The following is a 12,560-nucleotide window of genomic DNA, read 5'->3' as shown; positions in this document are numbered from 1 at the left end:
ACGTAGGGGTGTGCGCCGTTCGATCGGAACCCGATCAGAGTGTGACCGAAGTGCGACCGGATGCGATCAGGTCACTTCTGGTCTCTGTCGAGCCACGATCAGACGGCGGCCTTCTTCAGGCGGCGCCGCTCACGCTCGGACAGACCGCCCCAGATACCGAAGCGCTCGTCGTTGGCGAGGGCGTATTCAAGGCATTCCGAGCGGACCTCACAGGCGAGGCAGACCTTCTTCGCCTCGCGGGTGGAGCCGCCCTTCTCGGGGAAAAAGGACTCGGGGTCGGTCTGCGCGCAGAGCGCCCGCTCCTGCCAGCCGATCTCCTCTTCGGCCTCGTCGACCAGCAGTTCCTGAAACAGCTCGGTCATGTGCGCCCCTCGTCCGTCTCGCGTCCCCGTGATACTGCCGCTACCGATTTCGGCTGAACGACACGAGTGAAATTACAATTGCGCTGCTCCGGCCCAGTCAAGCCGAGATCTGCTATTGGGCCCCTTATTCACTCTGCGGAACCAAGGCTATGCGGAAAGTGTTCAAATCGGCATAAACCCTGACAGCCGAAAGAGAGCCAGCGGGACACCGACTCCGCACAGGACTTGTACAGAGGAAGACGCCCAGGAGTTCGATCTCGTTCCGACACGATCGACGAAGCGAACCGGATCACACTGAGGATCACTGGGATCACACAGGGATCACGGGGTCGCGCCGAGTTTCGTGCGCCCGGTTGTGCGCCATGTGTCCCGGCAACCTCCTGCACAAACCTTTCACCTCCGAGATCGCCCGGATGAGGTGAAAGATCTCCCACATATCGGACGTCAAGTTGACAGTCCGGGTGTGAACCGGTGTGCTGGTGGGCATGCTCGCGAACTCGACATTCACCTCGACCCGCATCGCCGGGTCCCTCGGTGCTGTCCACGCTCGCTGTAGCTGTTGCTGTCGCAGCTGTTGAGCACACCGCGCTCCCGCTGCCGCCGAGTCCACTGAGACCGGCCGCTGGTCCCTCCCGCCCGTACCAGGGCCCGCCCTCACCGGGGCACACCTCACGCCCGCGATCCGGGCGGCCGGTACGTGACATCCCAGACCTCCAGCACTCTCTTCCGCCGAGGAAACCACCGCACTCCATGAACAGCGACAGCGACCTCCAGATCGCCGGCGACATCCTCGAAGTACCGCACCTCCTCCAGCCGCCGCGCGAACACCCGGCCACCGTGGCCGAGTTCGTCGGCCTCGCCCGCTCCCTCGCCGCCGACCGCTCCCAGTGGGAACACCTCGTCCGCTACGACGCCGCCTCCCGCTGGTACCACCGGCTGCGCACCGGCCCCGGCTACGAGGTGTGGCTGCTGTCCTGGGTCCCCGGGCAGGGCAGCGGGCTGCACGACCACGGCCCGTCCTCCGGTGTGCTGACCGTCCTGGAGGGGACGCTGACCGAGCGCACCGAACGAGGCACGCGCGCGCTGGCCGCGGGAACGCAGCGGGTGTTCGCGCCCGGCTACGCGCACGAGGTGGTCAACGACTCGCTCGAACCGGCCATAAGCCTGCACGTCTACCACCCCGGCCTGACGGAGATGCCGATGCTCCCCGAGTCGTACCTCCGTTCGACCGCGGGGACGCCCAACGCCCGGTGCTCGATGGCCGAGGTCTCGTAACCGGCTGACACGTTGTCGTAGCCGCCTGCAAGACTGCATGCCATGCGCATTGTGGTTCTGGCAGGCGGCATCGGCGGTGCCCGGTTCCTGCGTGGTCTCCAGCAGACCGCGCCGGACGCGGACATCACCGTCATCGGCAACACCGGGGACGACATCCACCTCTTCGGGCTGAAGGTCTGCCCGGACCTCGACACGGTGATGTACACGCTCGGCGGCGGTATCAACGAGGAACAGGGCTGGGGGCGGGCCGAGGAGACGTTCCACCTCAAGGAGGAGCTGGCGGCCTACGGGGCCGGTCCCTCCTGGTTCGGACTGGGCGACCGGGACTTCGCGACGCACATCGTGCGCACGCAGATGCTGAGCGCCGGATATCCGCTCAGCGCCGTCACCGAGGCGCTGTGCGACCGGTGGAAGCCGGGTGTCCGGCTGATCCCCATGTCCGACGACCGCGTCGAGACGCATGTGGCCGTCGAGATCGACGGCGAGCGCAAGGCCGTCCACTTCCAGGAGTACTGGGTGCGGCTGCGGGCCTCCGTGGAGGCGCACGCGGTGGTGCCCGTGGGAGCCGACCAGGCCAAGCCGGCCCCCGGGGTGCTGGAGGCCATCGCCTCCGCGGACGTGATCCTCTTCCCGCCGTCCAACCCCGTCGTGTCCATCGGCACGATCCTCGCCGTGCCGGGCATCCGGGAGGCGATCGCCGAGGCCGGGGTGCCGGTGGTCGGCCTCTCCCCCATCGTCGGGGACGCGCCCGTGCGCGGCATGGCCGACAAGGTGCTCGCGGCCGTCGGCGTCGAGTCCACCGCGGCGGCGGTCGCCGAGCACTACGGCTCCGGGCTCCTCGACGGCTGGCTGGTCGACACGGTGGACGCCGCGGTCGTCGAGCGGGTCACGGAGGCGGGCATCCGGTGCCGGGCCGTCCCGCTGATGATGACCGACCTCGACGCGACGGCCGAGATGGCCCGCGAGGCACTGACGCTGGCCGAGGAGGTGCGGGGCGCTTGAGCGACAGCGACAACGAGAATGAGAATGAGAATGAGAATGAGAATGAGAGCGGCAGCGAGAACGGCGGCAACCCCGATGCGCCCGGCTATCGCGTCTGGGCGCTGCCTGGGCTGCCCGAGGTACGGCCGGGGGACGACCTCGCCAAGCTGATCGCCAGTGCCGGTGCAGGCACCGGTGCCGGTGCCGGTGCAGGCGCCGGGCCGGGGCTCGTGGACGGGGACGTGCTGCTGGTCACGTCCAAGATCGTGTCCAAGGCCGAGGGCCGCGTCGTCGAGGCCATGGACCGCGAGGCCGCCATCGACGCCGAGACCGTACGGGTCGTGGCCCGGCGCGGTCCGCTGCGGATCGTGGAGAACCGGCAGGGGCTCGTGATGGCCGCCGCCGGGGTCGACGCCTCCAACACACCCGCCGGGACCGTACTGCTGCTGCCCGAGGACCCCGACGCCTCCGCCCGCACGATCCGGGACGGCCTGCGGGACGCGCTCGGTGTCGAGGTCGGCGTCCTCGTCACGGACACCTTCGGCCGGCCCTGGCGGACCGGGCTCACCGATGTCGCGATCGGGGCCGCCGGAGTGCGGGTGCTCGACGATCTGCGGGGCGGCACGGACGCGCACGGGAATCCGCTGGGCGCCACCGTCGTCGCCACCGCCGACGAGCTGGCCGCCGCCGGTGACCTGGTCAAGGGCAAGGCCGCCGGGCTGCCCGTCGCCGTCGTGCGCGGGCTGTCCCACGTGGTCGGCACGGACGGCGGCGCGGAGGAAGGGACACGGGGCATGGTCCGGGGCGCGCGCGACGACATGTTCCGGCTCGGCACCTCCGAGGCCGTACGGGAGGCCGTCACCCAGCGGCGTACCGTACGGGCCTTCACCGACGAGCCCGTCGACCCCGGTGCCGTACGGCGTGCGGTGGCCGCGGCGGTGACCGCGCCTGCCCCGCACCACACGACACCGTGGCGATTCGTCCTCCTGGAGACGGCCGGGGCGCGTACGCGGCTGCTGGACGCCATGCGCGATGCCTGGATCGCCGATCTGGAGCGGGACGGGAAGAGCGCGGAGTCCATCGCCAAGCGGGTGCGCCGCGGGGACGTGCTGCGCCGGGCTCCGTATCTCGTCGTGCCGTGTCTCGTCATGGACGGGTCCCACACGTACGGCGACGCCCGGCGCGACGGGGCCGAGCGGGAGATGTTCGTGGTCGCCACCGGCGCCGGGGTACAGAACTTCCTGGTCGCGCTCGCCGGGGAGCGGCTCGGTTCCGCGTGGGTGTCGTCCACGATGTTCTGCCGGGACGTCGTCCGGGACGTGCTCGCGCTGCCGGAGAACTGGGATCCCATGGGGGCCGTCGCCGTCGGGCACGCGGCGGAGGAGCCGAAGGCCCGGGCCGCACGGGATGCGGGGGCCTTCATCGAGGTGCGATGACCTGATGGCTGGTGATCGGTGACTGGTGGCTGCCGCCCAGCCCTGTGTGTGCATCAGCCCGAGCAGCCCATGCAGCACAAGCAGCTGAGCGGCTTCCTACCGAAGGAACTCATCCGTGGCCGGACGCTTCGAACAGCGGCCCACGCGTACGACCGTGCGCGGCGGGCATGTCGTCGTGCCTGCGCCCCGGTCGGCTGCGGCCGAGGAAACAGGGCGGACGCGGGAATGGGTGCCGCCGTGGCCGCTCGATCTGGGGCTCGTGCTCGGGCCGTTGCGGCGGGGGCCCGCCGATCCCACCTTCCGCGCGACGCCGGACGGATCCGTGTGGCGGGCCAGCCTCACCCCTGTCGGGCCCGGGACCCTGCGGGTGTCCGCCCGCGCGGGTGTGGTGCGGGGACAGGCGTGGGGGCCCGGGGCCGAGTGGCTGCTCGACCGGCTTCCCCAGCTGCTCGGGGAAGCCGACGATCCCGACGCCTTCGAGCCCCGGCACCGGCTGGTCGCGATGACCCGGCATCGGCGGCCCGGGCTGCGGCTGACGCGTACCGGGCTGGTCCTGGAGTCGCTGATTCCGTCGGTCCTGGAGCAGAAGGTCACCACCGACGAGGCGTACCGGGCGTGGCGGCTGCTCGTGCGGAAGTACGGCGTGCCCGCGCCCGGGCCCGTGGAAGGGCGCATGTTCGTCATGCCCGAGCCGCGGGTCTGGTCGCTGATTCCCTCGTGGGAGTGGCATCGGGCCGGCGTCGACAACAAGCGGGCGTCGACGATTCTGCGGGCCGTGCGGGTGGCTCGGCGGATGGAGGAGGCTGTGGCGTTCGCTCCGGTCGCGGCTCAGGAGCGGCTTGAGGTGGTGGCCGGGGTGGGGCCGTGGACCTCGGCGGAGGTGGTGCAGCGGAGCCATGGGGCGGCGGACGCGGTGACGGTCGGTGACCTTCATCTGCCGGGGATCGTGGGATATGCGTTGGCCGGGGACCGGGATGCGGACGACTCCGTGATGCTGGAGTTGCTGGAGCCTTACGCGGGGCAGCGGCATCGGGCTGCCCGGCTGATCCTGTTGAGCGGGCGTACGCCGGCTCGGCGGCATCCGAAGATGCCCCGCGGGGACATCGGGTTGCTGTGAGGTTCTCCCGCCCCCGCCCCTCGGTGCGCAGTTCCCCGCGCCCCTGAGGGGCGGGGCCGAAGGCGATCCGCTACTGGTCCGACGAGAAGCGGAGGGACGCCCCCGGGATGCGGGCGTCGCACCAGACGCGTACGCCGGATCGGAGTTCGTTGTCCGGGCCCACCGTCGCTCCGTCGCCGACGACCACGCCTGTGAGGACCGAGCGGGCGCCCACCCGGGCGCGGGCGCCGATCAGGGAGTCCGTGACGACCGCGCCCGGTTCGACCACGGCGTCCGCCAGGATCGCGCTGCCGGAGACGCGCGCCCCCTCGCCCACGGTCGCGCCGCTGCCGACGACCGTGCCACCGGTGAGTTTGGCGCCCGGCGCGACGGTGGCCTCCGGCAGGACCAGGCGGTCCCCGCAGCGGCCCGGGACGGCCGGGGACGGCGCCCTGCCGAGGACCAGGTCGGCGGAGCCGCGGACGAAGGCCTGGGGAGTGCCCAGGTCCAGCCAGTACGTGGAGTCGACCATGCCCTGGAGGTGGGCCCCGGCGGCCAGCAGGTCCGGGAAGGTCTCCCGTTCGACCGATACGGGACGGCCGACGGGGATCGAGTCGATGACCGACCGGCGGAAGACGTACGCGCCCGCGTTGATCTGGTCGGTGACGATCTCCTCGGGGGTCTGGGGTTTTTCGAGGAACGCCTGTACGCGGCCCGAGGCGTCGGTCGGGACCAGCCCGTACGCCCGCGGGTCCGTCACCCGTGTCAGGTGCAGCGAGACGTCCGCGCCCGAGGACCGGTGGGTGTCGACCAGGGCCGGGATGTCCAGGCCGGTCAGGATGTCCCCGTTGAAGATCAGTACGGGGTCGTCGGGGGCGGATCGCAGATGGGAGGCCACGTTCCGGATCGCGCCGCCGGTGTCGAGGGGTTCGTCCTCGGTGACGTACTCGATGTGGAGTCCCAGCGACGAGCCGTCGCCGAAGTAGGGCTCGAAGACCTCGGCCAGGTAGGACGTGGCGAGCACTATGTGCTCGACCCCCGCCGCTCTCGCCCGTGCCAGCTGGTGCGTGAGGAACGGTACGCCCGCCGCCGGAACCATCGGTTTCGGCGTGTGCACCGTGAGGGGGCGCAGCCGTGTGCCCTTGCCGCCGACCAGGAGGATCGCTTCTGTCACCTGTCGTCTCTGCTTCCTGCTGGGGCCGGTCGAACGGTCATTCGACCGGCCAGTGTATGCAGACCGTCGCGATGGCTGTGGGGCACCTCTGGAAGGTGGCCGTGGGGAGCCGCCGGGTTCGGGCGACCGGGCTTGCCGGGCCTCACCGTTCCCACCGGCCGGACGTCATCGCCCCTGGTAGCGGGCCGAAGTGGCACGGGCTTTGCCGAGCTTCGCGTAGAGCCGCCCGCCCGGGCATGCGGTGGCGAATCCGTCCCGGTGACCGGAGATTACATTGAGTCGTACGTTCTTTCCTTTTCGGTACAGATTTCCGCCTCCCGACTTGAGATAGGTCTTGCCGCGCGGGTTCGCCCCGTAGAGGCCGAGCTTCCATGCCGTGAGCTTCGCGACGGCCTTGACCGAGGCGGCGGGCGGGTTCGCGGTGCCGAAACTTCCGAGGACGGCGATCCCCATGCTCTTGCTGTTGAAACCGAGCGTGTGTGCGCCCATCACCGGCTTGGCCACGCCACCGGCCCTGCCCTCGTAGATGTTTCCGCACTTGTCGACGAGGAAGTTGTAGCCGATGTCGCGCCAGCCACTGCTCTTCACGTGGTAGCGGTAGATACTGCGGATGACTGAAGGCGCTTGCGCACAGCGGTAGTTGTTGCCCGAGGCGCTGTGGTGGACGAAGACGGCCTTCACGGTCTTCGTGTAGCTGAAGTTCGACTCCCGCAGCCCCTCGTCGGCGCCCCAGCCCCGGCGGGTGACGATGCGCGGACGGGCGCCGATGTACGGCTTCGCACGCTGGTTCGCGTTCGCGGCGACGGTGTCCGCCGTACCCCCGGCACCAGTGGCAGTACCCGTCGTAACCGTCGCGTCCGTCTCCTCGCCACGGGTCGCCAGCAGGTCGGCCCGGGTCTCCTTCCGGCTCAGGGCCGGGATCTCGGTGGCACCGATGGGCGCGAGCTCGGCGTTGACGGCGGAGGCCGCCGCCGCGGACTCGGCGGTCAGGACGCCGGGGGGCGGGGCGTTCAGTTCGGGGCCCTGGGGCGGGGGTTCCGCGCCGGGGTCGACCAGTTCGACGTGCAGGCCCTTGGGGAGGGGCTCGGCGGTGAGGGCTCTTCCGTCGGCGCCCGCCCGGCCGTCGGCCTCGCCCTGGACCCTGACCTCCACACCGTCCGAGTCGCCCACCCACAGGGGTGCCGTGGCGCCCCGTACCCGGCCGGAGGCGCGCTCCGCGGTGTCCGGGTCGGCCGCGTGCTCGTGGTTGTGGGTGTCCACGTCCTGCCAGGCGGACCACTTCAGGGTGCCGGTCGCGCGGGTACGGACCTGGACCCGGCCGTGGAGTTCGCTGTCCGGGTCGTCCCATACGACGCCCACGAGGGAGAAGTGCCGGACGTCCCGGCGGGCCAGTCCCTGGGCCGGGGCGAGCGCCGGCGGCGGCACGGTGCGGTCTCCCGGGGACGGGGACGAGGGCGAGGAGGAGGGCGAGGAGGAGGGCGGGGTGCTGGGAGTGAGAGGGGTGAGCGGGAGGGACTGGGTGCTGCCGGGGGTCGTGCCGCCCGGGGTCGAATTGCCGGTGGTCCGTCTCTCGGCCGCCGAGGGCGTGGCCGCGGCATCCGAGGACAGGGTCAGCGGGAGGGCCAGGGCGGCCGCACAGGTGACGGCGATCGAGGAAGCTAGATGTCCGCGCATGCCCCTGATCCTGGACATAGTCAGACTTATCTGTCCATCCGGGATGTGACGGACCGTCGGTCGTACTCCGCCGAACCGGTGCCCCTGACTCCCCCGCCCGGGCGGTCGCCCGCGTACGCTTGCGTCCCGTGACCGCCATCGACCGCACCCCTGCCGACCTGCTGCGATCCGCGCTCGCCGCGGATCCCGCGCGCCCCCTGGTGACCTTCTACGACGACGCCACGGGCGAACGTGTCGAACTGTCCGTGGCCACCTTCGCCAATTGGGTGGCCAAGACCGCCAATCTGCTCCAGGGCGAACTGGGCGCCGAGCCCGGCGAGCGGGTGGCGCTGCTGCTGCCCGCGCACTGGCAGTCGGCGGTGTGGCTGCTCGCGTGTTCCTCGGTGGGTGTCGTGGCGCAGGTCGGGGGTGACGCGGGGGACGCCGATCATGTGGTCGCCGGGCCCGGGCAGTTCGAGGCCGGGCTCGCCTGCTCCGGGGAGCGGGTGGCGCTGTCGCTCGCGCCGCTGGGGCGCCGCTTCGCGCAGGTGCCGGCGGGATACGCCGACTACGCGGTCGAGGTGCCCGGGCAGGGGGACGTGTTCCGGCCGTACGGGCCGGTGGACCCGGAGTCCGCCGCGCTGGTCGTCGCCGGGGCGGAGCTTTCGGGGGCGGAGGTGGTCGAGCGGGCCCGGGGGGACGCGGGGGCGCTCGATCTGACGGGGCCCGGGGGGCGGTTGTTGTCCGCGTTGTCCTATGACACGTGGGAGGGGTTGAGCGCCGGGCTGTACGCCCCGCTGGGTGCCGGGGGGTCCGTGGTGCTGTGCCGGAACCTCGACCGGCTCGGGGAGGACGCGCTCGCGAAGCGCATCGAGAGTGAACGGGTCACGTCGACGGCCCGCTGAGGCGTTTCCTCGCCCTCGCCGCCCCTAACCCGCCCCCAGTCTCGGCTTCGTTCGACCGGGGGGACCCCCATCGTCACCGCATGGGGGCTTCGCCCCCTCGCCCCCCTTCGCGCAGTTCCCCGCGCCCCTGGGTGCCTAGTTTTGGGCACGCCCTCACTCGCCCGCATCCCCCGTTCGGCCCACCACCCGAGGCCCCCCGCCCCCAAAGCGCGTCATGGTCGTAGGGGGCACGGCACGGCCAGTGGGAGGAGGCGTCAGCGTGGTGAGCCGGACCGGTGGGACGCGTGGTGACGGGGCGGTCGGGCCCGGCATGGGCTCCGCCGCCACCGGAACCGGTGTCGCCCGGCGCCGCAGACGGTGGCTGCGGTGGACGGGAATCGGCGTCGCCGTGACCCTCGTCGGCGCCGCGGGAGCCGGCTGGGCGGTGTACGAGAAGCTGAACGCCAACATCACCTCGGACGACGACACGGCCGCCGAACTCGCCCGTTACGAGCGGGAGCGGCCCACCGCACTGGTACGCGCCGCGCAGAACATCCTGCTGATCGGGTCGGACTCGCGGTCCGGGGACGGGAACCGCAAGTACGGCAGGGACTCCGGCACCGAGCGTTCGGACACCACGATCCTGCTGCACCTCGCGGCGAACCGGCGCAGCGCGACCGCCGTCTCGCTCCCCCGCGACCTCATGGTCGACATACCGAGCTGCCGGGGTCCGGACGGCGCCCGCGCCGCGCCCGTGTTCTCGATGTTCAACTACGCCTTCCAGAGCGGCGGTCCGGCCTGCACGATCCGTACCGTCGAGAAGCTGACCGGCGTGCGCGTGGACCATCACATGGTGGTGGACTTCCACGGGTTCAAGGACATGGTCGAGGCGGTCGACGGCGTCGAGGTGTGCCTGAAGGAGCCGATCGACGACCCCGCCGCGAAACTGCGGCTGCCCGCGGGCAAGGTGCGGCTCGACGGCGAGCAGGCCCTCGGTTACGTGCGGGCCCGCAAGACCATCGGCGACGGCAGCGACACCGACCGTATGGACCGCCAGCAGCGTTTCCTGGGCGCGCTCGTCAACAAGGTGCGCAGCAATGACGTACTGCTGAATCCCGCGAAGCTCTATCCCGTGCTGGACGCGGCGACGTCGTCCCTCACGACCGACCCCGGACTGGCGAATCTGCGGGGGCTGTACGACCTGGTGCGCGGTATGCGCAACATCCCCACCGAACGGGTGCAGTTCCTTACCGTGCCGAGGGAGTCGTACGCCCTCGACGCCAATCGCGACCAGCTCGTGGAACCCGAGGCGGAGAAACTCTTCGAGCGGCTGCGCAGGGACGCGCCGTTGGAGGTCGCGAAGGAGGTTCCGGAGGATTCCGGGGCGAAGAGGAGCACTCCGGAGCCCGTCGACAGCCAGGACAGGCGGGGTTATTCATACGACTTCGAGCGCTATCGACCGGATGGTGGGGGCCAGGAGGAGGCTCCCGGATCCGGGTCGGGCGCGGACGACGGCAAATCGGGCGGAAAGCGGGCCGACAGGACCTCGGTGACGCCGGACCCCGCACCGACTCCCGCGCCGACTTTCCGGGGCAACACGGCCGCCGAGGACGTGTGCGGTTAATGCCCGAACAGCCCTCCGAGTAAAGGGCATACCAAGAGCGGGAACGTACGTTCAAAGAATTGGGCGGATTGCCCGGTTGTAGGGACGTGGAATGCGTCACCGTCGTCGCTCGACGCCGATCCGGCCGGATAGTGTGAGCGATCCGGTGCACCCGGCCCGAGGTATGTCCTGGGAGCCGCGCACTGGTTGGACCGACTGACCGAGCGTCTTTCTGAGGGGGAAAAGACGCCGCGTGGCCCCGACGGAGGACTCAAGCAACCGTGGACGCGCAAGGCCGTGGGCGGGCGGACGATATCGACCCCGCAGACCAGTGGGTACTCAACCCGAACACAGGCGACTACGAACTGCGACTGCAGAGTTCCGCACCGCAGTCGGCGGTCCCGGGTCCCCGTTCCCGCAGAACGGCGGGCGCCGCCGCGCCACCGCGCGGGCGCACCGCTCCGGGCCGGGAGCGGAAGGGGACACCGGAGGAGGCACCGGCGGAACCCGCGGTGCCCGGCCCGCGCAGACGGCGTGCGCCCGAGGGCCCGCCGCCCGGGCGGCGCAAGGGCCGGCCCAAGAAGTCGCGGGGCAAGAAGATACTGCTCTGGACGGGCGGCACGATGGCCTTCCTGCTCGTCGGTACGAGTGCCGCCGGGTACCTCTACTGGAGGCATCTAAACGGCAACATCACGTCCGTCTCCGACGACGGCGCGGGTACCGGCGGCTTCAGCAAGGACCGGGCGATCAACGTCCTGGTGGTGGGCACGGACAAACGCACCGGCGACGGGAACGACGGCTACGGCGACTCGGACAGCCCCGGTCACGCCGACACCACGGTGTTGCTGCATGTGTCCAAGGACCGTACGAACGCCACCGCGATGAGCATCCCGCGTGACCTGATCACCGACATCCCGGACTGTCCGACGGAGCAGGAGGACGGCTCCACCAAGGTCATCCCGGGCACGCTGGCCACGCGTTTCAACGAGAGCCTGGGCCAGGAGGGCCGGACGCCGAGCTGCACGATGCGGACCGTCACCGCGCTCACCGGCGTCAAGATGGACCACTTCATGATCGCCGACTTCAACGCGGTCAAGACACTGACCACGGCGGTCGGCGGTGTCGACGTCTGTCTCGCCAAGGACATCGACGACCCGGACTCCAAGCTCAAGCTGTCCAAGGGCGAGCACAGCATCCAGGGCGAGACCGCGCTCGCCTACGTCCGCACCCGCCACTCCGTGGGCTTCGGCGGCGACCTCAGCCGGATCGAGCTCCAGCAGCAGTTCCTCAGCGCCCTGATGCGCAAGCTGAAGTCGAACGACACGCTCACCAGCCCCACCAAGCTGCTCAAGCTGGCGGAGGCGGGTACCGAGGCGCTGACCGTCGACTCGAAGATCAGCAGCATCACCAAGCTCCGCGACCTGGGCACCGAGCTGGGCAAGTTCCCCACCAAGAACCTGTCCTTCACCACCGTGCCGGTGGCCGACAACCCCGCCGAGAAGGTCAAGGCCACGGTGGTCCTCCAGGAGGCCAAGGCCAAGGAGATGTTCGCCCTGATCAAGGACGACGTCTCGCTCACCGCGGTCAAGCAGGAGAAGAAGAAGGAGAAGGCCGCCGAGGCCGCCCGCCTCAAGGGCAGCAAGGCCGACCCCGCCGATGTCCGCGTGCGGGTCCTCAACGGCGGCGCGGTCGCCGGTTCCGCGCAGGAGACCCTCAACTGGCTGCAGCTCGAAGAGGGCATCACGAAGTCCGAGAACGCGGGCAACGCCGGGGCGGCGCTGAAGAAGACAACCGTCGAGTACGCTCCCGACCAGGCCGATCAGGCACGCAGGCTCGCCGGTCTCATGGGCCTGTCCGGATCGGCCATGAAGCCGGGCAAGAGCGTGACCAACTCCCAGGGTCTCCCTGCGATCACGCTGACCCTCGGTGAGGACTTCAAGGGGGCCGGGGTCTCTCTGACCACTCCGTCGACGGCGCCGGAGGACGTCGAGAAGTCCACGGCGGACAAGGTCGAGTGCGCCAAGTGACCTAACAGGTCCGTCCTACGTCTGACAGGGCGTAGGACGGACCTGTGTCAGGCGCAGGGTGGGGAGGCA

At 70.6% G+C, this 12,560-nt stretch carries 10 protein-coding genes; 7 read left to right on the top strand and 3 right to left on the bottom strand.

Going from position 1 to position 12,560, the window contains the following annotated elements; genetic code table 11:
- Window positions 1–98: 98 nt before the first annotated feature.
- Complete coding sequence (locus ACH4DZ_RS33850; protein ID WP_107022476.1) at window positions 99–362, bottom strand: WhiB family transcriptional regulator; 264 nt, start codon at window positions 360–362, stop codon at window positions 99–101.
- 750 nt (window positions 363–1,112) lie between these two features.
- On the opposite strand from ACH4DZ_RS33850, the gene ACH4DZ_RS33845 reads away from it, so the two are divergent.
- The 4 genes from ACH4DZ_RS33845 to ACH4DZ_RS33830 all read left to right on the top strand — a co-directional run bounded on the left by ACH4DZ_RS33845 (window position 1,113) and on the right by ACH4DZ_RS33830 (window position 5,171).
- Window positions 1,113–1,637 (top strand): cysteine dioxygenase, encoded by a 525-nt coding sequence (locus ACH4DZ_RS33845; RefSeq protein WP_398291606.1) that lies wholly within the window; start codon window positions 1,113–1,115, stop codon window positions 1,635–1,637.
- A 42-nt stretch (window positions 1,638–1,679) separates the two neighbouring features.
- Window positions 1,680–2,639 (top strand): 2-phospho-L-lactate transferase, encoded by a 960-nt coding sequence (gene cofD, locus ACH4DZ_RS33840; protein ID WP_398291604.1) that lies wholly within the window; start codon window positions 1,680–1,682, stop codon window positions 2,637–2,639.
- On the top strand, window positions 2,636–4,054 hold the full coding sequence (locus ACH4DZ_RS33835; protein ID WP_398291602.1) for a coenzyme F420-0:L-glutamate ligase: 1,419 nt from the start codon (window positions 2,636–2,638) through the stop codon (window positions 4,052–4,054). Before cofD ends, ACH4DZ_RS33835 begins: the two co-directional genes overlap by 4 nt.
- Window positions 4,055–4,169: 115 nt before the next feature.
- A complete protein-coding gene (locus ACH4DZ_RS33830) occupies window positions 4,170–5,171 on the top strand; it encodes a DNA-3-methyladenine glycosylase family protein (RefSeq protein ID WP_398291600.1) in 1,002 nt (333 codons plus the stop codon).
- A gap of 70 nt (window positions 5,172–5,241) precedes the next feature.
- Here the strand turns inward: ACH4DZ_RS33830 and ACH4DZ_RS33825 are convergent, their stop codons facing one another.
- On the bottom strand, window positions 5,242–6,324 hold the full coding sequence (locus ACH4DZ_RS33825) for a sugar phosphate nucleotidyltransferase (protein ID WP_398291598.1): 1,083 nt from the start codon (window positions 6,322–6,324) through the stop codon (window positions 5,242–5,244).
- Between the two features lie 165 nt (window positions 6,325–6,489).
- On the bottom strand, window positions 6,490–8,016 hold the full coding sequence (locus ACH4DZ_RS33820) for a peptidoglycan recognition protein (protein ID WP_398291596.1): 1,527 nt from the start codon (window positions 8,014–8,016) through the stop codon (window positions 6,490–6,492).
- A gap of 110 nt (window positions 8,017–8,126) precedes the next feature.
- Here ACH4DZ_RS33820 and ACH4DZ_RS33815 point away from each other — a divergent pair, with 110 nt between their 5' ends.
- The 3 genes from ACH4DZ_RS33815 (at window position 8,127) to ACH4DZ_RS33805 (ending at window position 12,491) form a co-directional block, all read left to right on the top strand.
- Window positions 8,127–8,882 carry a TIGR03089 family protein gene (locus ACH4DZ_RS33815; protein ID WP_398291594.1) on the top strand — a complete coding sequence of 252 codons (756 nt, stop codon included), beginning with the start codon at window positions 8,127–8,129 and terminating at the stop codon, window positions 8,880–8,882.
- A gap of 310 nt (window positions 8,883–9,192) precedes the next feature.
- Window positions 9,193–10,485: an LCP family protein gene (locus ACH4DZ_RS33810; protein WP_398291684.1), complete on the top strand. Its 1,293-nt coding sequence runs from the start codon at window positions 9,193–9,195 to the stop codon at window positions 10,483–10,485.
- A 260-nt stretch (window positions 10,486–10,745) separates the two neighbouring features.
- Window positions 10,746–12,491, top strand: a complete 1,746-nt coding sequence (locus ACH4DZ_RS33805; RefSeq protein ID WP_398291592.1) for an LCP family protein — start codon at window positions 10,746–10,748, stop codon at window positions 12,489–12,491.
- The last annotated feature ends 69 nt before the right edge of the window (window positions 12,492–12,560 follow it).

The sequence above is a fragment of the Streptomyces sp. NPDC017991 genome, from assembly GCF_044328075.1.
GTDB lineage: Bacteria > Actinomycetota > Actinomycetes > Streptomycetales > Streptomycetaceae > Streptomyces.
This window is presented reverse-complemented; position numbering and strand designations above follow the sequence as displayed.

Bases quoted from the DNA above. Each gene is read 5' to 3' on its own strand.
- ACH4DZ_RS33845 (WP_398291606.1), top strand. From the start codon at position 1,113: ATGAACAGCGACAGCGACCTCCAGATCGCCGGCGACATCCTCGAAGTA.
- ACH4DZ_RS33820 (WP_398291596.1), bottom strand. From the start codon at position 8,016: ATGTCCAGGATCAGGGGCATGCGCGGACATCTAGCTTCCTCGATCGCC.
- ACH4DZ_RS33850 (WP_107022476.1), bottom strand. From the start codon at position 362: ATGACCGAGCTGTTTCAGGAACTGCTGGTCGACGAGGCCGAAGAGGAG.
- ACH4DZ_RS33810 (WP_398291684.1), top strand. From the start codon at position 9,193: ATGGGCTCCGCCGCCACCGGAACCGGTGTCGCCCGGCGCCGCAGACGG.
- cofD (WP_398291604.1), top strand. From the start codon at position 1,680: ATGCGCATTGTGGTTCTGGCAGGCGGCATCGGCGGTGCCCGGTTCCTG.